This is a genomic window from Pantoea sp. A4, from assembly GCF_000295955.2.
In the GTDB taxonomy this organism is placed as follows: domain Bacteria; phylum Pseudomonadota; class Gammaproteobacteria; order Enterobacterales; family Enterobacteriaceae; genus Pantoea; species Pantoea multigeneris.
Genome location: NZ_ALXE01000021.1, coordinates 118980 through 140059 on the forward strand (window position 1 = coordinate 118980; position 21080 = coordinate 140059).

At 54.1% G+C, this 21080-nt stretch carries 15 protein-coding genes; 9 read left to right on the top strand and 6 right to left on the bottom strand.

The genetic code is table 11. The features are described 5' to 3' along the window. Positions 1–126 precede the first annotated feature (126 nt). The 7 genes from B880_RS0108130 to nei all read left to right on the top strand — a co-directional run bounded on the left by B880_RS0108130 (position 127) and on the right by nei (position 6505). Positions 127–1080 (top strand): YbgA family protein, encoded by a 954-nt coding sequence (locus B880_RS0108130; protein WP_017346892.1) that lies wholly within the window; start codon positions 127–129, stop codon positions 1078–1080. A gap of 3 nt (positions 1081–1083) precedes the next feature. Beyond that, positions 1084–2508 (top strand): deoxyribodipyrimidine photo-lyase, encoded by a 1425-nt coding sequence (gene phrB / locus B880_RS0108135; RefSeq protein ID WP_026042493.1) that lies wholly within the window; start codon positions 1084–1086, stop codon positions 2506–2508. 18 nt (positions 2509–2526) lie between these two features. Continuing rightward, positions 2527–3270 (top strand): type 2 GTP cyclohydrolase I, encoded by a 744-nt coding sequence (locus B880_RS0108140; protein ID WP_017346894.1) that lies wholly within the window; start codon positions 2527–2529, stop codon positions 3268–3270. A 123-nt stretch (positions 3271–3393) separates the two neighbouring features. Beyond that, positions 3394–4050 carry a 5-oxoprolinase subunit PxpB gene (gene pxpB, locus B880_RS0108145; protein WP_026042494.1) on the top strand — a complete coding sequence of 219 codons (657 nt, stop codon included), beginning with the start codon at positions 3394–3396 and terminating at the stop codon, positions 4048–4050. Further along, a complete protein-coding gene (pxpC, locus tag B880_RS0108150; protein WP_017346896.1) occupies positions 4044–4976 on the top strand; it encodes a 5-oxoprolinase subunit PxpC in 933 nt (310 codons plus the stop codon). Before pxpB ends, pxpC begins: the two co-directional genes overlap by 7 nt. Beyond that, entirely contained in the window at positions 4966–5706 is a 741-nt protein-coding gene (gene pxpA / locus B880_RS0108155; protein WP_017346897.1) for a 5-oxoprolinase subunit PxpA, read from the top strand. Before pxpC ends, pxpA begins: the two co-directional genes overlap by 11 nt. Positions 5707–5716: 10 nt before the next feature. Then, on the top strand, positions 5717–6505 hold the full coding sequence (gene nei / locus B880_RS0108160) for an endonuclease VIII (protein WP_017346898.1): 789 nt from the start codon (positions 5717–5719) through the stop codon (positions 6503–6505). Here nei and yfaE read toward each other — a convergent pair. The 4 genes from yfaE to ubiG all read right to left on the bottom strand — a co-directional run bounded on the left by yfaE (position 6500) and on the right by ubiG (position 11450). Then, on the bottom strand, positions 6500–6760 hold the full coding sequence (gene yfaE / locus B880_RS0108165; protein WP_017346899.1) for a class I ribonucleotide reductase maintenance protein YfaE: 261 nt from the start codon (positions 6758–6760) through the stop codon (positions 6500–6502). The two genes, nei and yfaE, sit on opposite strands and share 6 nt — an antisense overlap. 2 nt (positions 6761–6762) lie before the next feature. After that, positions 6763–7893, bottom strand: a complete 1131-nt coding sequence (nrdB, locus tag B880_RS0108170; RefSeq protein ID WP_017346900.1) for a class Ia ribonucleoside-diphosphate reductase subunit beta — start codon at positions 7891–7893, stop codon at positions 6763–6765. Between the two features lie 74 nt (positions 7894–7967). Continuing rightward, complete coding sequence (gene nrdA, locus B880_RS0108175; RefSeq protein WP_026042496.1) at positions 7968–10253, bottom strand: class 1a ribonucleoside-diphosphate reductase subunit alpha; 2286 nt, start codon at positions 10251–10253, stop codon at positions 7968–7970. 468 nt (positions 10254–10721) lie between these two features. Beyond that, positions 10722–11450 carry a bifunctional 2-polyprenyl-6-hydroxyphenol methylase/3-demethylubiquinol 3-O-methyltransferase UbiG gene (gene ubiG / locus B880_RS0108185; protein WP_017346903.1) on the bottom strand — a complete coding sequence of 243 codons (729 nt, stop codon included), beginning with the start codon at positions 11448–11450 and terminating at the stop codon, positions 10722–10724. 175 nt (positions 11451–11625) lie between these two features. On the opposite strand from ubiG, the gene gyrA reads away from it, so the two are divergent. Beyond that, entirely contained in the window at positions 11626–14265 is a 2640-nt protein-coding gene (gene gyrA / locus B880_RS0108190; protein ID WP_017346904.1) for a DNA topoisomerase (ATP-hydrolyzing) subunit A, read from the top strand. Positions 14266–14388: 123 nt separating this feature from the next. Further along, complete coding sequence (gene rcsC, locus B880_RS0108195; RefSeq protein ID WP_017346905.1) at positions 14389–17220, top strand: two-component system sensor histidine kinase RcsC; 2832 nt, start codon at positions 14389–14391, stop codon at positions 17218–17220. A 40-nt stretch (positions 17221–17260) separates the two neighbouring features. Here the strand turns inward: rcsC and rcsB are convergent, their stop codons facing one another. Continuing rightward, on the bottom strand, positions 17261–17908 hold the full coding sequence (rcsB, locus tag B880_RS0108200; RefSeq protein WP_017346906.1) for a response regulator transcription factor RcsB: 648 nt from the start codon (positions 17906–17908) through the stop codon (positions 17261–17263). A gap of 1 nt (position 17909) precedes the next feature. Continuing rightward, positions 17910–20561, bottom strand: coding sequence for a phosphotransferase RcsD (gene rcsD / locus B880_RS0108205; protein WP_026042497.1), 2652 nt, complete (start codon positions 20559–20561; stop codon positions 17910–17912). Positions 20562–21080 lie beyond the last annotated feature (519 nt).

Genomic DNA, 21080 nt, shown 5'->3' on the forward strand with positions numbered 1-21080 from the left:
ATTGCTGGATACAACGGCTGCCTGCGGGTGGCCGTTTTCTTTTGTGCCGCGGGTAACGACCTGCTGTAAATCTTCGCAGACCAGGCTACACTTAAACTTGTACAAGGCTATGGAGGTTGTACAAGTATGGCAAATCATATTCCTGTGGGTATTAGTGCCTGCCTGTTGGGCGAGCAGGTGCGTTTTGATGGCGGACACAAACGTCTGAGTTTTGCCACCGATGAGCTGGCACCGTTTGTGCGTTATGAACCCGTGTGCCCTGAGATGTCGATTGGGCTGCCGGTCCCGCGTCCGGCGCTGCGGCTGGTGAAACAGCAGGATGAAGTGCACCTGTGTTTCAGCAAAGAGGGCGGCAGTGAAGTGACCGATGCGATGCGCAGCTGGTCAGCTGAGCGCGTGAAATCCCTGCACCACCTCTGCGGCTATATTCTGTGTGCGAAATCACCCAGTTGTGGCATGGAGCGCGTGCGCGTATATGAGCCAGAAAGTAACAATAATCGTAAAGCGGGTACGGGTCTGTTCACTGAAATGCTGCAACGCGAGATGCCCTGGTTGCCGCTGGAAGAAGATGGCCGGTTACACGACCCGGTACTGCGTGAGAACTTCGTCTCCCGCATTTGTGCCTTACATGAATTCAATCAAATGTGGCAGCAAGGGCTGACGCGCGCCGGTTTGATCGCGTTCCACAGCCGCTACAAACTCCTGCTGCTGTCCCATTCTCAACCGGAATATCGGCAGTTAGGGCCGTTTGTCGCCAGTATCGGCCAGTGGAATTCGCTGGATGCGTTTGCGGTTGAGTACCGTAATCGCCTGATGCATCTGCTAAGCCATCCTGCCACCCGCACCAACCACACCAATGTACTGATGCATGTTCAGGGTTATTTCCGCCGCCAGCTAAGTTCTCCACAACGGCAGGAACTGGCCGATCTGATCGATCGCTACCGCTGTGGCTTACAGCCGCTACTGGTGCCGATCACCATGCTCAAACACTATATGGCGCAATATCCGCATCCGTGGCTGGCACAACAGCGCTATTTTGAACCTTACCCGGAAGCACTGCGCCTTCGTTATGGACAATAAATGATGACTACGCATCTGGTCTGGTTACGTAATGACCTTCGCATCAACGATAATCTGGCGCTGCATGCTGCCTGCCGAGACGCTCACGCCCGCGTGATTGCCCTGTTTATTGCCACTGAGCAGCAGTGGCAACAGCATGATATGGCGCCTAAACAGGCCGCCTTTATTTTTGAGAGCCTGGAATTACTGCAGGGGTCGCTGTGTGAACGCGGTATCGAACTGTTTACCCATCAATGTGATGATTTTGCCGCCTCGATTGACTACCTGGCGGCGTTTTGTCAGGAACAGCAGGTGGATAACCTGTTTTACAACTATCAATATGAAGTGAACGAGCGTGAGCGGGATGTGGCCGCGGAAAAGCGCCTTGATGCCGCAGGCGTGATTTGTCAGGGGTTTGACGATAGCCTGCTATTACCGCCAGGCAGTGTGCGCACCGGCAATAATGAAATGTACAAAGTCTTTACGCCTTTCAGTCGGGCTTTTGTTCGCCGCTTGCAGCAGCACTTACCGGAGTGTGTCCCCGCGCCTAAAGCGCGCAGCGGTGCGCCACTCAAGACTAAAACCATCGCAAAATTCACCTATCAGCAGGCGTGCTTTGATCACGATTTATTCCCGCCGGGGGAAGCAGCTGCCCTCAAACAGCTGCGGCATTTTGCGACCCAGGGGGTGATGGATTATGCCGCCGAACGAGATAAACCGGCGGTGGATGGCACCAGCCGACTTTCTGTCTACCTCGCCACCGGGGTCCTTTCACCCCGGCAGTGTCTGCACCGGGTACTAAAAGAGCACCCCGCTGCACTGGATGATGAAAAGCCGATGGTCTGGCTCAATGAGCTGATCTGGCGCGAATTCTATCGCCATTTAATGGTCGCCTGGCCCGCGCTGTGCAAGCACCAGCCGTTTATTCACTGGACGCGCCAGGTGCAGTGGCAGCAGAACGCAGCGCATCTGGCGGCATGGCAAGCGGGCAAGACGGGCTATCCGATTGTCGATGCGGCGATGCGACAACTCAATCAATTGGGCTGGATGCACAACCGACTGCGCATGATCGTCGCCAGTTTCCTGGTGAAGGATCTGCTGATTGACTGGCGTGAAGGTGAGCGCTATTTCATGCAGCAGCTGATTGATGGCGACCTGGCGGCCAACAACGGCGGTTGGCAGTGGGCCGCTTCTACCGGCACCGATGCGGCTCCCTATTTTCGTATCTTCAACCCGACAACACAGGGCGAACGCTTTGATCCCAAGGGGGCGTTTATTCGCCAGTGGCTGCCGGAATTGGCCCATGTCCCTGACAGCGCGATCCATCAGCCTGATGTCTGGGCGAAGAAAAATCGCTGCACACTCGATTATCCGTCGCCAATCGTGGAACATAAGGAAGCACGTAAAAAAACATTAGACGCCTTCGAGCGGGCAAAAAATGCCGCCTGAAGTGAGGACGGAGCAGTTATGAATCAGTTTGAATTAGAGCATATCGTTAACCAGCAGCTGAACAGCAGCAGCTTCAGCGATTACGCCCCCAACGGCTTACAGGTTGAAGGCCGTGCTGAGGTGAAAAAAATCGTCACTGGCGTCACCGCCAGCCAGGCGTTGCTGGATGCTGCGGTGGCGCACGGGGCAGATGCCATCATGGTGCACCACGGTTACTTCTGGAAAAGCGAAGCGCCGGTGATCAAAGGAATGAAGCGCCAGCGCCTGCGTACCTTGCTGGTGAACGATATTAACCTCTATGGCTGGCACCTGCCGCTTGATGCGCATCCCCATCTGGGCAACAACGCCCAGTTAGCTAAGATGCTGGATATCGAGGTCAAAGGTGAAGTGATGCCGCTGGTATTCTGGGGCGAACTGAAAACGCCGCTGAGTGGTGAAGCGCTGGCCGCGCGAATTTCCCAGGTGCTGGATCGTGAACCGCTGCACTGTGGAGACAACGCACCGGCAGAGATCAAACGTGTCGCCTGGTGCAGCGGCGGCGGACAGGGTTTCATCGACAATGCGGCCGCGTTTGGCGTTGATGCATACATCACCGGTGAAGTCTCAGAGCAGACCATTCACAGCGCCCGCGAACAGGGTCTGCACTTCTTTGCAGCCGGGCACCACGCCACTGAACGCGCCGGGATCAAAGCGCTGGGCGAGTGGCTGGCTGATGCCTATGGTCTTGATGTGACGTTTATTGATATCCCCAATCCGGCCTGATGTTCCCTTGCGCCTGCGGTGATGCAGGCGCAAAACGGTTGACACTTTCTGACCTCATCCGCAACAGTAATGCTAACGTTGAAACCGACGCGGGGTTGGCCCGCGCCACGATCGGAGAGAAGGATGCAACGACCGCGTTGTTATTTGCTCGGTGAGCGGGCGGTAGTACTGGAACTGGAGCCGCCGTTGTCGCTGCAAAGCCAGCAGCGAATCTGGGGGCTATGCCAGCAGTTACAAGGCAATGAGCAGGTGACAGAAGTCATCCCCGGCATGAACAATGTGACCGTGATTCTGCGTCAGCCACAGCACAGCGAGCTGGATGCGACTGCGCTTTTACAGGCCTGGTGGGAAGCGAGTGAAGAGCAACTGCCAGCGTCGCGCCGGGTGGAAATCCCGGTGGTGTATGGTGGTGCAGCCGGGCCGGATTTAGCGCAGGTTGCCAGCCACGCCAATCTCACGCCACAGCAGGTCGTTGAGCTGCACAGTAGTGTGGATTACGTGGTCTATTTTATCGGTTTCCAGCCGGGTTTCCCCTATCTTGGCGGTCTGGATAGCCGTTTACACAGCCCGCGTCGTGCCGAGCCGCGATTGCTGGTTCCCACGGGCTCCGTGGGGATTGGCGGCAGTCAGACCGGTGTCTATCCGCTGGCTACGCCCGGCGGCTGGCAGCTGATTGGTCAGACTTCACTGGCCCTTTTCGATCCCACACAGACGCCACCGACGCTACTGCGTCCGGGGGATAGCGTGCGCTTCGTGCCGCAGCAGGAGGGCATATGTTAACCATTTTACGGCCTGGATTGAGCTCAACGTTGCAGGACAGCGGGCGTAAGGGCTGGCGGCAGTCAGGCATTAGCCTCGGGGGCGTGCTGGATGAACCCGCGATGCGCACGGCCAATATGCTGGTCGCTAACGATGAGCACAGTGCTGTGCTGGAAATTGTGCTGGGTCAGTTCAAGGCGCGTTTCCAGCGATCGGGTTGGTTTGCCCTGACCGGGGCCAGTTGTAATGCCGATCTTGATGGCAAGCCGGTATGGACCGGCTGGCGCACACCGGTGAAAAAGGGGCAGGTGCTCACGCTGGCTCACTCCGAGCATGGCATGCGCAGTTATCTGGCGATCCACGGTGGGTTTGCCGTCGAGCCGGTGCTGGACTCCTTCAGCACCGACTTAAAAGCCGGTTTTGGCGGCTGGCAGGGCCGTAAACTTGTCGAGGGTGACAAACTCCCGCTGAATCCACCTTCGCGTCAGTTATCGCGTCAGGTGGGCGTGCGTCAGTTGCTGTGGAGTAATCGTATTCGCGCCTTACCGGGGCCTGAATATGCCGAGTTCAGCCCAGAGATGCAGCAGGCATTCTGGCGTTCAGCCTGGCAGCTCAGCCCACAGAGCAACCGTATGGGCTATCGCCTGAAAGGGGAGGTATTGCAACGGCAAACCTCGCGAGAGTTGTTATCTCATGGTCTGGTACCAGGCGTGGTGCAAGTGCCGCCCAACGGTCAGCCGATTGTATTAATGGCGGATGCACAGACCACCGGGGGCTATCCGCGTATCGCCTGTGTTATCGAAGCCGATCTGTATCAACTGGCTCAGGTGCGCCTTGGCGAGCCGATCCACTTTATTCCCTGCACGCTGGCGGAAGCGATGCAGGCCCGACGCGAGCAGGAAAGGGCGCTACGCAGCATGGCATGGGGGTTAGCGCGTGAAAATTGATCTCAATGCGGATCTGGGTGAGGGCGCGGCCTGCGATCGTGAGCTGCTTCAGTTAGTCAGTTCGGCCAACATCGCCTGTGGTTTCCATGCCGGAGATGCCGAAACCATGCTGCAATCGGTTCGCTGGGCGGCGGAGTATGGCGTGGCGATTGGAGCGCATCCCTCCTTTCCCGATCGGGAAAATTTTGGTCGTAGCGCCATGCAGCTAGCCGCAGAGACGGTATTCGCTCAGGTGGTTTACCAGGTGGGGGCCTTGAAAAGCCTGGCGGAAAGCCAGGGGCAGCGGCTGCTCCACGTGAAGCCCCACGGCATGCTGTATAACCAGGCGGCAGAAGATGCTGTGCTGGCCGATGCCATTGCCCGAGCGGTGCTGGCGGTCGATCCCCGCTTGATTTTGGTCGGCCTGGCGGGCAGCGAATCCATCCGTGCCGCCGCGCATCATGGCCTGGTGACACGGGAAGAAGTGTTTGCCGATCGCGCCTATCAGGCCAACGGTGCATTAGTGCCACGTTCACAGCCCGGTGCGGTGCTGGAAGACGCGATCCAGGCGCTGCAGCAGACCTTGACCATGGTGACAGCGGGCAAAGTGCGCACGCTCGCTGGCGAGTGGATCGCCGTGAAGGCGCAAACCGTGTGCTTACATGGTGATGGCGCACATGCTCTGCACTTTGCTCGCCAGCTACGCGCCTTGTTTACCGAACAGCAAATTACAGTGACCAGCCATCTTTAAAGGGAACGCTATGCCAGAAGGACCGGAAATCAGACGCGCTGCCGATCAGCTAGAGGCCGCGGTGTTGCATCAGCCGCTGACCGAGGCATGGTTTGCGTTTCCAGAATTAAAAACCTATGAAGCGGCCCTGGTGGGTGAGCAGGTCACTGCCATTGAGACACGCGGCAAGGCACTGCTAACCCACTTCAGCAACGGCTTAACCTTGTATAGCCATAACCAGCTGTACGGTGTCTGGCGTGTGGTGGATACCGGCACAGTGCCAGAGAGTAAGCGCCAGCTGCGCGTCCGCCTGGCTACCGCCCGCCAGACGATTTTATTGTACAGCGCATCGGATATTGAGCTGCTCAATGCCGAGACCCTGGCGACGCATCCTTTCTTAATGCGCGTCGGCCCGGATGTGTTAGATCCAATGCTTGATGTGGCTACGGTACGCGAGCGGCTGTTGTCGCGCCGCTTTAGCCGTCGGCAGTTTAGTGGCTTGTTGTTAGATCAGGCGTTTCTGGCCGGACTGGGGAATTATCTGCGGGTCGAAATCTTGTGGGTAGCAGGCTTACTGGCCCAGCATCGGGCGGTGGATCTGTCTGAGGAGCAGCTACAGGCGTTGAGTGAGGCGCTGCTCTCTGTGCCACGGCGCTCTTACCGGATGCGCGGTTCCATGAAAAAGTATCACGCGGAGGCAGCGTTTCGCTTTGAAGTGTTTCATCGGCAGGGGAAAAAGTGCCGCCGCTGCGGCACGATTATTGAGAAAGGTGTGCTTTCATCCCGGCCGTTTTACTGGTGTCCGGGCTGTCAGCTATAGCTCGATCTCAATCTCACCTTTGGCCTGGCAACAGCAGGGCAGAATCTCGCCTTGCTGTACGAACGCGATAGGCGTTTGCGGATAGTGCACTTCGCCTTTCACCAGACGGGTGCGGCAGGAGCCACAAAACCCTTCGCGGCACTGGAATTCCACGTAACACTTGTTGGCTTCAAGCGTCGCCAACAAGGTACGGTGGTGATCGGCACACTCCAGCCGCTGGCCGGAGTTACGCACGATGACAACAGAACGCGACATAATTACAGCTGGAAGTCGTTAAAGTCGTCTTCGCCAACTTCGGCGTCGATCTGGCCCACGAGATAAGAGCTGACTTCCACTTCCTGCGGTGCAACCTGCACGTTATCTGAAACCAGCCAGCTGTTGATCCATGGAATCGGATTTGAGCGCGTCTGGAATGGCAGATCGAGGCCAACAGCCTGCATGCGGATGTTGGTGATGTACTCGATGTACTGGCACAGAATGTCTTTGTTCAGGCCGATCATCGAGCCACCGCTGAACAGGTATTCCGCCCACTCTTTCTCTTGCTCAGCCGCTTTACGGAACAGTTCGTAGCATTCGTCGCGGCACTCGGCAGCGATCTCTTTCATTTCTGGATCGTCTTCACCGGTACGTAACAGGTTCAGCATGTGCTGTGTCCCGGTCAGGTGCAGCGCTTCATCACGGGCGATCAGCTTGATGATTTTCGCGTTACCTTCCATCAGTTCGCGCTCAGCGAAGGCGAAGGAGCAGGCAAAGCTCACGTAGAAGCGGATGGCTTCCAGCGCATTGACGCTCATCAGGCAGATGTAGAGCTGTTTTTTCAGGGCACGCAGATTCACCGTGATGGTTTTGCCATTCACTTCATGCGTGCCTTCACCCAGCAGATGCCAGTAGCTGGTCATCTCGATCAGATCGTCGTAGTACTTCGAGATATCTTCCGCACGCGCCAGGATCTGCTCGTTGGTGACGATATCGTCAAATACCACGGCCGGATCGTTCACGATATTACGGATGATATGGGTATAAGAGCGTGAGTGGATCGTCTCAGAGAACGCCCAGGTTTCAATCCAGGTTTCCAGCTCCGGGATCGAGATCAGTGGCAGCAGAGCCACGTTTGGACTGCGGCCCTGAATGGAGTCCAACAGCGTCTGATACTTCAGGTTGCTGATGAAGATGTGTTTTTCGTGATCCGGCAACGCCTGATAGTCGATACGATCGCGGGAAACATCCACCTCTTCTGGACGCCAGAAGAACGAAAGCTGTTTCTCGATCAGCTTTTCAAAGATGTCATATTTTTGCTGGTCGAAACGCGCAACGTTCACCGACTGACCGAAAAACATCGGTTCTTTCAGCTGATCATTTTTATTCTGGGAAAACGTGGAGTAAGCCATAAAACTGTCCAAAAGTAGCCGGGGCCGCAGGGGCCCCGTGACATGATTAAAGCGGGCATGCAGCCCGCTTTACCTTAGATTTTGCAGGCGCCGCCTTCGCAGCCATCATCCTGAATAGAAGGTGCCAGATCGTCCTGAGCATCTTCCGCACCGTCGCGGGTGTTTTGGTAGTACAGCGTCTTCACACCCAGTTTATAAGCGGTCAGCAGATCTTTCAGCAACTGTTTCATTGGGACTTTGCCGTTAGCAAAGCGCGTTGGATCGTAGTTGGTGTTAGACGAGATCGCCTGGTCGATAAATTTCTGCATCAGACCAACCAGTTGCAGGTAGCCGTCGTTAGAAGGCATTTCCCACAGCAGCTCGTACTGATCTTTCAGACGCTCATACTCCGGCACCACCTGGCGCAGAATCCCGTCTTTAGACGCTTTAATACTGATGTGGCCACGCGGTGGCTCAATGCCGTTGGTCGCGTTCGAAATCTGCGAAGAGGTTTCTGATGGCATCAGCGCGGAGAGCGTTGAGTTACGCAGGCCGTGGGTCTTCACCTGCTCACGCAGCGTTTCCCAGTCAAGATGCAGCGGCTCCTGGCAAATGCTGTCGAGATCCTTTTTATAGGTATCAATTGGCATGATGCCTTTCGCGTAGGTGGTTTCATTGAACCACGGGCAGGCACCTTGCTCTTTCGCCAGCTCGTTGGAAGCTTTCAGCAGGTAGTACTGAATCGCTTCGAACGTTTTATGGGTCAGACCGTTTGCGCTGCCATCAGAGTAGCGTACGCCATTCTTCGCCAGGTAATACGCGAAGTTAATCACACCGATACCCAGCGTACGACGTCCCATTGCACCGCGTTTTGCCGCCGGGATTGGGTAGTCCTGGTAATCCAGCAGTGCATCCAGCGCACGAACAGCCAGAATCGCCAGCTCTTCTAAATCGTCCAGGCTGTCGATTGCGCCCAGGTTGAAAGCGGAGAGGGTGCAGAGTGCGATTTCGCCGTTTTCATCGTTCACATCATTCAGCGGTTTGGTCGGCAGGGCAATTTCCAGGCACAGGTTAGACTGGCGCACTGGCGCGATAACCGGATCAAACGGGCTGTGGGTGTTGCAGTGGTCAACGTTCTGGATGTAGATACGGCCAGTAGAAGCACGTTCCTGCATCATCAGTGAGAACAGCTCAACCGCTTTTACACGCTGTTTGCGAATGCTGTCATCTTGCTCGTATTTGGTGTACAGACGCTCAAACTCTTCCTGATCGGCAAAGAAGGCATCATACAGGCCTGGTACATCGGATGGGCTGAACAGGGTGATATCTTCACCTTTTAGCAGGCGCTGATACATCAGTTTGTTGAGCTGGACGCCGTAGTCCATGTGACGCACGCGGTTGCCTTCAACACCACGGTTGTTCTTCAGTACCAACAGGCTTTCCACTTCCAGGTGCCACATTGGGTAGAACAGTGTCGCTGCACCGCCACGTACGCCGCCTTGTGAGCAAGATTTTACCGCCGTCTGGAAATGCTTATAGAACGGGATACAACCGGTGTGGAAGGCTTCGCCACCGCGAATCGGGCTACCCAGCGCACGAATGCGACCGGCGTTGATACCAATACCCGCACGCTGCGAAACGTATTTCACAATGGCGCTAGAGGTTGCATTGATGGAGTCGAGGCTGTCACCACACTCGATCAGTACGCAGGAGCTGAACTGACGGGTCGGGGTGCGCACGCCCGCCATGATTGGCGTAGGCAGTGAAATCTTAAAGGTCGATACCGCGTCGTAGAAACGGCGCACGTAATCCATACGGGTTTCACGCGGGTAGTTTGAGAACAGGCACGCGGCAACCAGGATGTAGAGGAACTGGGCACTTTCGTAGATATCACCGGAAACGCGGTTCTGAACCAGATATTTCCCTTCAAGCTGTTTAACCGCAGCGTAAGAGAAGTTCATGTCACGCCAGTGATCGAGGAACTCTTCCATCTGCGCGAACTCTTCCACGCTGTAATCTTCTAACAGGTGGCGGTCATATTTGCCGCGCTCAACCATGCTGGTGACGTGGTCATACAGCTTTGGTGGCTCAAACTGGCCGTAGGCTTTTTTACGCAGGTGGAAGATAGCCAGGCGAGCGGCCATGTACTGGTAGTCTGGCGCGTCGCGCGAGATCAGGTCTGCTGCGGCTTTGATGATGGTTTCGTGGATATCAGAAGTTCTGATGCCATCATAAAACTGGATGTGCGAACGCAGTTCAACCTGGGAGACCGAAACATTGCTCAAGCCTTCAGCGGCCCAGTCCAGCACCCGGTGAATTTTGTCGAGATCAATGCGCTCCTGGCGGCCATCGCGTTTCGTAACGAGCAGACTCTGGTTCATGTGTGAGTATCCGAAAAGTAAAGAGAACCCCGAGTTTATGCACAGCATATTCCTGTGAATAATGTTGTGGATAAACACTACATATTGGGGGTGTTGGAAATAGTAACAACAAGATGGCGGTTATTTTAGTCTGTTGTGGCGCGTACACAAGAGGAAAAAATGATGTCAAAAGGGGTTGTAATTTCCGCTGTTTTTACTAAGGCCGCGCACGATAAGGGCGATCCTCTTGTCAACGGTTCTACTAAAAAATTCCTTTTTTTGATCGACCGCTGATTTTTTATGCATTGCTGTGTTAATTACCAGCAACAGTGGCGCTTTGGGTATCAGATTCATCTTGGCAGTGTTTTTAACTGAAATTTAAATGGAATGTAAAATATTCAGTTATTGCTGAATCAGCATAAAGGAAAGAGGTGACAGTATGATGACGCAGGCAGCTTCACCCTGCCGGGGCAGGGTGAAAAGGTGACGTTATTCTTTCACGTAACGGGTGTGCAGCATGTAGTTGACGTCGACGCCTGGGCCCAGACGGAACTTATTGCTCAGCGGGTTATAGTGCAGGCCAGTGATATGCTGTTCACGCAGTGGGGTTTCATCAACCCATGCCAGCATTTCTGATGGACGGATAAATTTTTTCACATCGTGAGTGCCGCGCGGCACCATACGCATCACATATTCAGCACCAAAGATCAGCAGCAGCCAGGCCTTCGGGTTGCGGTTAATGGTCGAGAAAAAGACCTCTCCGCCCGGTTTCACCAGACGCGCACAGGCGCGGATCACGGAGCCGGGGTCAGGAACGTGTTCCAGCATCTCCATGCAGGTCACCACATCGTAGCTACCGGCGTGCTCTTCGGCGTGCGCCTCTACGGTTTGTTGCACGTAGTCGAGTTTCACGCCGCTCTCCAGCGCGTGTAAACGGGCAACCTGTAGCGGCTCGGCACCCATATCCAGCCCGGTAACCAGCGCACCCTCTTTCGCCATGCTCTCAGCCAGAATGCCGCCACCACAGCCGACATCCAGCACTTTCTTGCCGAACAGGCCGTTGCTGCGCTGCGCAATATAGCCAAGGCGCAGGGGGTTAATCCGGTGCAGAGGTTTAAATTCCCCCTCTAAATCCCACCAGCGTGAGGCGACCGCTTCAAACTTTGCGATCTCCTGTGCATCAACGTTCTGTGGGCTTTGCGGAGATTGTGCATTCATTCGATATAACTCCTGACAAAATGTTCGGGCAGTATAAACGCTTAACCCCGGTTGGCGCACCTGTCGTTCATGATGAAAGGCAGCATAAACCCGTGCTGAACGTTCACCGTATGAATGGAATGTGATATACTTTCGCACCTTTCAATTCCGGGATTATTAGAGGGATAGCGGCTCCATGAGCGACCTTGCGAGAGAAATTACACCGGTCAATATTGAAGAGGAGTTAAAGAACTCCTACCTCGATTACGCCATGTCGGTCATTGTTGGCCGAGCCTTACCCGATGTGCGTGACGGCCTGAAGCCGGTGCACCGCCGCGTGCTCTTTGCGATGAGCGAGCTGAGCAACGACTGGAACAAACCCTATAAAAAATCCGCCCGTGTTGTCGGCGACGTAATCGGTAAATATCACCCACACGGTGATTCCGCAGTTTACGAAAGTATCGTCCGAATGGCTCAGCCGTTCTCCCTGCGCTACATGCTGGTTGATGGTCAGGGTAACTTTGGTTCGGTCGATGGTGACCATGCCGCTGCGATGCGTTATACCGAAGTGCGTATGGCGAAAATCTCTTCTGAATTGCTGGCCGATTTGGAAAAAGAGACCGTGGATTTCGTGCCAAACTATGATGGCACAGAACAGATCCCGGAAGTGTTGCCGACCAAAATTCCTAACCTGCTGATCAACGGTTCGTCCGGGATCGCGGTAGGTATGGCAACCAATATTCCCCCGCACAACCTGACGGAAGTGATCAACGGCTGCCTGGCGTATATCGAAGATGAAGACATCAGCGTAGAAGGTCTGATGGAGCACATCACCGGCCCAGATTTCCCTACCGCTGCTTTCATTAATGGTCGTCGCGGCATTGAAGAGGCGTACCGCACCGGGCGCGGCAAAATCTACATCCGTTCGCGCGCTGAAGTGGAAACTGATGCCAAGACCGGACGTGAAACCATTATCGTCAATGAAATTCCGTATCAGGTAAACAAAGCCCGCCTGATCGAGAAGATTGCCGAGCTGGTAAAAGAGAAGCGTGTTGAAGGTATCAGCGGCCTGCGTGATGAGTCAGATAAAGACGGCATGCGTATTGTCATTGAGATCAAACGCGATGCCGTTGGTGAAGTGGTATTAAACAACCTCTACTCACTGACCCAGTTGCAGACCTCTTTCGGCATCAATATGGTGGCCCTGCATCAAGGCCAGCCGAAAATCATGCCGCTGAAAGATATTATTGAAGCGTTTGTGCGCCACCGCCGTGAAGTTGTGACGCGCCGTACTATTTTCGAACTGCGTAAAGCGCGCGATCGTGCTCATATCCTTGAAGGCCTGGCGATTGCGCTGGCTAACATCGATCCGATCATCGAACTGATTCGCCGCGCACCTACCCCTGCGGAAGCCAAAGCGGGTCTGATCGCGCAGTCCTGGGCGCTGGGCAACGTCTCTGCAATGCTGGAACGCGCGGGTGATGACGCAGCGCGTCCGGAGTGGCTGGAACCTGAGTTCGGCATCCGTGACGGTCAATATTACCTGACTGAACAGCAGGCCCAGGCGATTCTGGATCTGCGTTTGCAGAAACTGACCGGCCTTGAGCATGAAAAACTGCTCGACGAATATAAAGCACTGCTGGATGAGATTGCAGAACTGCTGCGTATCCTGAACAGCGCCGATCGTCTGATGGAAGTGATTCGCGAAGAGCTGATCGCCATGCGCGACCAGTTCGGTGATGAACGTCGTACCGAAATCACTGCCAACAGCGCGGATATCAATATCGAAGACCTGATCAATCAGGAAGATGTTGTGGTTACGCTGTCGCACCAGGGTTACGTCAAGTATCAGCCGCTGTCAGATTACGAAGCGCAACGTCGTGGTGGTAAAGGTAAATCTGCTGCGCGCATCAAAGAAGAAGACTTCATTGATCGCCTGCTGGTTGCCAACACCCATGACACCATTCTGTGCTTCTCAAGCCGTGGTCGCCTCTACTGGATGAAGGTGTACCAACTGCCTGAAGCCAGCCGTGGTGCGCGTGGTCGTCCAATCGTCAACCTGCTGCCGCTGGAAGCTAACGAACGTATTACCGCGATTCTGCCAGTACGTGAGTATGAAGAAGGGGTCAATATCTTCATGGCAACCGCCAGCGGTACGGTGAAGAAAACCTCGCTGAAAGAGTTCAGCCGTCCACGTAGTGCCGGGATTATCGCCCTGAACCTGCGTGATGACGATGAGCTGATCGGCGTTGCACTGACCGATGGCAGCAACGAAGCGATGCTGTTCTCTGCTGCGGGTAAAGTGGTGCGCTTCTCTGAAACGGCGGTACGTACCATGGGCCGTACGGCTTCGGGCGTACGCGGTATCAAGCTGGCGGAAGGCGATAGCGTCGTGTCACTGATTGTGCCGCAACAAGAAGGCGCAATTCTGACCGTAACGCGTAACGGTTACGGTAAACGTACGGCAACCAGCGAGTATCCAACCAAGTCTCGTGCTACGCAGGGTGTTATTTCGATCAAAGTCACCGATCGTAATGGCCCAGTGGTTGGCGCAGTACAAGTGGTAGACAGCGATCAGATCATGATGATCACCGATGCCGGTACGTTGGTGCGTACTCGCGTGTCTGAAGTGAGTGTGGTAGGGCGTAACACCCAGGGTGTGATCCTGATCCGTACCGCTGAAGATGAGCATGTTGTCGGTCTGCAACGTGTTGCGGAACCTGTCGCAGAAGAAGAGCTGGATGCGATTGACGGCAGCGTAGCGGAAGGCGAGGATGATATCGCGCCAGAAGCAGACGTTGAAGATGATGCACCTGAAGCAGATGACGAAGAGTAATCTGTCAGGTTGAAAAAACGGCAGGGCAGGGAAACCTGGCCTGCCGTTTTGCTATTTATGGCCAGGCTTAAACAGGGAGATAAGCGGGTGGCAGCACGCCAAACTAACCGGAGTAAGTCACCGTTGAGATACCTTGTCTCTTTTCGTACCACGCTGAGAATTTCACGCTATCTGTTTCGCACGCTGGCGTTGTTGCTCTGGACGCTGGGCGCACTCTTAACCACCTTTTACATTATTAGCGTCTTGCATCAGAAAGAGAGCATGGTGCGACAGGAGTTTGCTAATAATTACGGCCAGGCGCAGTGGTATGTGCGTCACTCTGCGGATATGCTGCGACAGCTAAAGTTCATCAGTGAAAATCGCCTCACGGCGGACCCCGCGAATGATGGCAGTAACAAGTTTATCCAGCCGCAGATGGTGCCACTCTATGCCAGCGGTGACTGCACCCGCATGAGTGATACCTGGAATACCCCGCTGGATGCCCTAAGTGGCTATATTAATTTCTGGAAAAGTCACTTCTCTTCCGCTTACGAGCTGAATCGCATCTTTTTTATTGGCAGTGAAAGCCAGTGTCTGGCGGACTTCACCGTAGGCAGTAGCTCGGTAGATCGTGAAAGCAGCCTGAAAGAGTTGCGTGAGCAGCTACTCAACTACCGCAATAGCGGAGAGGACAAGCGCGATCGCCCCTATTATTGGGTCAGTGAAGGTAGCCAACCGGGCGTTGGGCACTTCTCCATCATGATGCCCGTCTATGCCGCCAATAAGCAGCAGGCGCTGCTGGGACTGGAACAGAATATTCGCCTGGATGAGTTTATCCAACCGGGCACTTTGCCCGTTGTGGCCACTATTATTGATGATGACAACCAGGTGCTGATGACCTCACGGCGCGGTGGCGCGGGTTACACGCTGGACACCTTGCCGGATGATAAAACCTGGTTCGGCTATCTCGACAGCTATCGCCAACTGGTGCTGAAGAAACCCCTTCCACCCTCTAATCTGAGCGTGGTGTGGTCGGTTTCCACCGATGTGCTGGTGGATCAGCTGAAGCTGATGATGATTAACGCCGTATTGATGAACATCATCAGTGCCATGCTGTTATTTACCCTGGCCTGGCTGTTTGAGCGCCGCATGTTCCTGCCCGCAGAAGAGAATGCACAGCGACTGGAAGAGCATGAGCAGTTCAACCGTAAAATCGTCGCCTCCGCGCCGGTAGGGATCTGTATTCTGCGCACCAGCGATGGCAGCAACATCCTGAGTAACGAGCTGGCACATAACTACCTGACGTTGTTAACCGAGGAAGATCGCCAGCGGCTGAATGAGATTATCAGCGGCCAGCAGGTTAACTTCGTTGATGTGCTGACCGGCAGCAATACCAACCTGCAAATCAGCTTTGTGCATTCGCGTTACCGTAATGAAAACGTGGCCATTTGCGTGTTGGTTGATGTCAGCACGCGCGTACAGATGGAGCAGTCGTTACAGGCGATGGCGCAGGCCGCCGAGCAGGCGAGTCAGTCAAAATCGATGTTCCTTGCCACCGTCAGCCATGAACTGCGCACGCCGCTGTATGGTATCATTGGTAACCTCGACCTGCTGCAAACCAAAGCGCTGCCCAAAGAGATTGATTCTCTGGTCAGCGCCATGAATAACTCGTCCAGCCTGCTGTTGAAAATCATCAGCGATATTCTCGACTTCTCAAAAATTGAGTCCGAACAGCTCAAAATCGAGCCAAGGCCGTTCTCGCCGCGTGAAGTGATTACCCATATTGCCGGTAACTATCTGTCACTGGTGATGAAAAAACGCCTCACCTTATACTGCTATATTGAAAACGATGTGCCGCTGACGCTGAATGGCGATCCGCTACGCCTGCAACAGGTGATCGCTAACCTGTTAAGTAATGCCATCAAGTTCACCCATACGGGCTGTATTATCCTCCATGCCTATGTGCATCAGGGGTATTTGTTGTTCCGGGTGCGGGATACCGGGGTCGGGATTTCTGCCAGTGAAATCACGCAGCTGTTTGATCCGTTCTATCAGGTCGGGACGGGCGTGCAGCGTAATTTCCAGGGGACCGGACTGGGGCTGGCGATCTGTGAAAAGCTGGTCAACATGATGGATGGTGATATTGAGGTCGACTCAGGTCCGGGCATGGGCAGCCAGTTTGTGGTGCGTCTGCCTATTTACGAAGGGCAGCGGCCGTCGTTGGCGCTGCTGGACGCGTTGCACGACAAACGCGTCTGGATTGAGATGCGCAATGACTATCTGGCGGACTTTGTCATGCGCAGCCTGCAAGGGCAGGGGATCAATGCGATGCGTTTTGAGGGCAAGGGCGGCCCTGAAGATGTTCTGGTGACAGACTATCAGCCTGATTCACTGCCTGAGCTGCGTGCATTGATCACCTTTAGCGGTGAGCATATTGATATGCCGCGCGAGGTTCAGCCAGGCCAGTGGGTGCATAGCACCGCGACGCCACATGAGCTCCCGGTATTGCTGGGGCGTATTTACCGGGTGGCAATTGAAGGTGACAGCGCAGGCTTTGCGCTGCCAGCCCCGGAAACGACCGTGACCAACAATGACGATATTATGATCCTGATTGTGGATGACCATCCGATTAACCGCATGCTGCTGTCAGAGCAGTTGGGCACCTTTGGTTATCAGATCAAAACCGCGCAGGATGGCGTTGATGCCTTGAACGTCTTGAGCCGCAGTGAAATCGATATCGTACTCACTGACGTCAATATGCCGAACATGGATGGTTATCGTCTGACCCAGCGCTTACGTCAACTCGGTCATGCCTTCCCGGTGATTGGCGTCACGGCAAACGCGCTAGCGGAAGAGAAGCAGCGTTGTCTTGACGCTGGCATGGATAATTGTCTGTCGAAACCAGTCACGCTGGACGTACTGAAATCCACACTGGCCGTGTATGCAGAGCGGGTACGGAAAAGTCGGGTAGGATAAGCAGGAAAGAAAAAACGGTGCGCGAAGCACCGTTTTTTTATCACTCTTTTGGCTGGTTGGCACTGACCGAAGAGAGATAATTCAGCAGCGCGATGTCGTTATCGACGCCCAGTTTCATCATCGCTGATTTCTTCTGGCTACTGATGGTTTTAATACTGCGGTTCAGCTTACGGGCAATCTCTGTGACCAGGAAGCCTTCAGAGAACAGACGCAATACTTCGCTCTCTTTCGGTGACAGACGTTTGTCTCCGTAACCACCGGCACTGATCTTCTCCAGCAGTTTTGCCACGCTCTCCGGGGTATATTTCTTCCCTTTCTGCAACGCGGCCAGCGCTTTTGGCAGATCGGTCGGGGCGCCCTGTTTGAGCACGATCCCTTCAATATCCAGATCAAGCACGGCGCTCAGAATTGCGGGGTTATTGTTCATGGTCAGAACAATGATCGACAAGTCAGGATAGTGACGTTTAATATATTTTATCAGGGTAATGCCATCGCCATACTTCTCGCCCGGCATGGAAAGGTCGGTGATCAGCACATTGGCATCTAGCCGGGAAAGGCTATTAATCAGTGCTGTAGAGTCTTCAAACTCACCAACAACATTAACCCACTCAATTTGTTCCAGGGACTTACGAATTCCAAACAGAACGATTGGATGGTCATCGGCAATAATTACGTTCAGATTATTCATCTTATTGGTTACCTTGCTGCAGCAGCTGATTGACGTAAGTGTCAATGTCACTGGTGGTATTTTTAATGGTTGAATCGTCACACGACTTAATGTGGAGTTCTAACTTTTCACAAAGCTGTTTACCTGGATGCAAATTCAGCATGGCAAACACGCCCTTCAGGCGATGCGCTGTCTGAGCAAGCGCGGAGTAATCCTTTTCCGCTGCCTCAGTATACAGCCTACTTACATCATCCGGTACTGTCTCAGTAAACAGCTGGAAGTAGCCCCCGCTAAGCAGAGGTTCTGATGTACTGTCTTCTTCATTCCCCTCCAGTTCATCCTGCGCCAGTTGGGCTTCGATTAAGGTCAGTAATGCATCTTGCAGTGCAGAACTGAGGTTGAAATTGACGCGGAACTGCTTTTCATTCAAGGCACTGGCCCCCGGTTCATCACCGGTAAGCAGTAAGCCCCAACCCTGCAGTTTCGCCGGTTCATCGGTCACGAGGAAATCATGCTGTTGGCCTGAAATTCGTTCATCTGACGTCAGGCAGCGCGCGCCCAGATGCTCCAGCTGTCGACTGACGATCTTGTGTACATCTTCCACCGCAATTTCCAGCAGTACCGTAATGCCTTCAAGCAGCTTTTCATCTTCCTCGGGCTGAGCGGGTTCTAAAGTCAGTGGAATTTGTAGGTTATAGCGCGTACCAATCCCCTGTTTTGCCACGATTTCCAGACTCCCGCCCATGTGCTTACTCAGTTGCTTGCACAGGAAGAATGCCATCCCGGTGGGTTGGCCGTAACGATCTTTCTGCACGTCACCGAGGAACGGGAAGTCCATATTGCTCAGCTCTTCAGGGTTAAGTCCCTCACCGGTATCGATCAGCTGAAAATTAATGCGTTCACCGTTCGGGGTGGCGCTATCGATATTCAGACTGATTTTCCCCCACTGTGTAGTGGTGAGCGCGTAGTGCATCAGGGTATGCAGGATCTTGCGCAGTGCGTTGCGATCGCCAAAGCGTTGCTCATCTAACGGCAGATGATTGTTGACGATCAGGGCCAGACCTTTGCGGCGTAACAGAAGCAGGTGCTCAAGGGTGAATTCATCCAGCAGCTCTTGCAGGCTGAACACGGCTTTATCCGGCGCCCAGTCGTGGGATTCCAGTTGGTTCAGCAGCACAATATCTTCCACAAAGCGCTGGAGATATTGCCCCTCATTAAGAAGATCTATCACCTGCTCATTGTCATCATGCTGGCTGAGATGCACCAACTGGGCCGTCAGTTTCGTCAGTGGCTGACTGAGCGAGTCGCCCAGATGTTGCAGCAACTGCTGGCGCATCTGGTGGTTGCGTTCCAGTACCTGCTGCGCCTTTTGCAGCTTTTTATTCACGATCAATTCGCGATCCTGATCGCGCATCAGGAAAATTTGGGTCTGCGGTGACAACATGCTGCGTGCATGGCGGATTTCATACACTTCGTTGTTAATGGTCGCCTGCAGTACCCCCTGGTTTTCGTCAGACATATTGACGATCTTCTGCAGATTCAGGTGCGGCAGGAGATGCTCGGCAATCTTATTACTCAGAATGGTACGATTACTGGCAAAGTCATACACCATCAGGCCAACCGGCAGGCTGGCAACAATTTCGTCGTTTAAGCGGCGCAGTGAATCCAGCTCAGCACTTTGATTCTCATTGGGGCGCAGCGTCTGCTGGCGAAGCAGAGTAATCCCCGTGAAGGAGAGGGCAAACAGCAGGCCGTTGATAAACAGAGGCCACATCAGGTTGTGCAGGGTATCCAGCGCCAGGCTCAGTAACGGCACGCGGTACACCAGTTGCAGTGTAGTACCCGGCAGACTGGCACTAATTTCCAGGTTTGGGTTCGCCAACGTCACCTGCGTGGTGGCGTTGTCATTATCATCGCTGCTGAGTGCGGGGGCATTGCTTTGGCGCAGTTGGAAGTTTTCCAGCGGCATGTTTTGCGGCAGGATGTCATTCACCGGCAGATCAAAGGCCACCACGGTAGCCAGATGCCCGGGCTGATTAAAGGTGGTGCGCAACGTAACGTAGTGGTCGTTCTGGAACGGCAAGTGGCGCAAGGGTGAGAAGCTTTCTCGCTCATCCAGTGCATTCGCCTGTTGTAGCATTTCGGCGCGGCGAGCATCCACCAGGCTATTGACCATGCCTTCTTTATAGCGCGTGGAGAGATCTTTCAACGGTAAGGTTGAAATCATGATCAGGCTATTGTCCTGACCATTCAGGTAGTACATCGACCAGGTCGGATTCTCTGCGCCCCACAGCGTATCGAGGTAGTTGGATATGCGCATGGTCATATCCAGCGTGCTGCTGTCATGTGAGCCGAAAATCAGGGCTTCCGTTTTCCGCCGGGTCTTTTCCAGATAATAGACGTCTGGGCGCAGACGAGTTTCCTGCAAGCTATTTCCCGCTGCACCGGTTGCACTGGTGGCGAGGTTTTCGTAAATCTGCCAGGTCGCGAAACGATAGCTATCGATGCGTTTTTGCAGGGAACGCGAAGCATCTGCCATGGTGTTACGTTTGTCCGCCAGCCAGGCATTGACGCTGTTTTGCACCATAAAGCCCAGTGCCAGTAATAGCACGAGGTTAAACACAACAAAGAAGCGTGTCACATTGCCGGATGTCATGGAAAACTTATAGGGCAGCATCGTGTATCGGAGTCCTGCAATAAGCGCATAACCAGTCGGGCACTGGCAACCTGGTGCGTGGCTGAAGGGCGAACAACAGCACTGTGATTCCCATCGTCAAGCATTTACCCGTAAATCCAGCCGAGGATGGACCTGAAAGAATACCTGTATATCCCGGGATTGTCATGAGTGAAATCACCTGGGGTGATAACTTATCGTATTGATTTAGCATAGCATTACCTGCCTGGCTCACAACCATTCGTCACCCACCAGACCCTGAAACAGCCTGCGGCATTTGGCGGGCTGGGGAGGTGCACAGGCAAACGCCAGCGGATAACGCCGGGGGGATCATTGGATACGCTGTGATGGGGTAGTGCATTGCAGTCTCTGGTGCAGTCATAGTTTCAGCTAAATCAAACAAACAGGTTCAAAGTCGGACAATCAGGTCACAGTGATGCTGTGGTGCATCAATATATTCTTCTGGTTTTTTCCGTGTCTAGCCGGAAGCCAGAGAACATTCTACCGTCTTTTTGATCG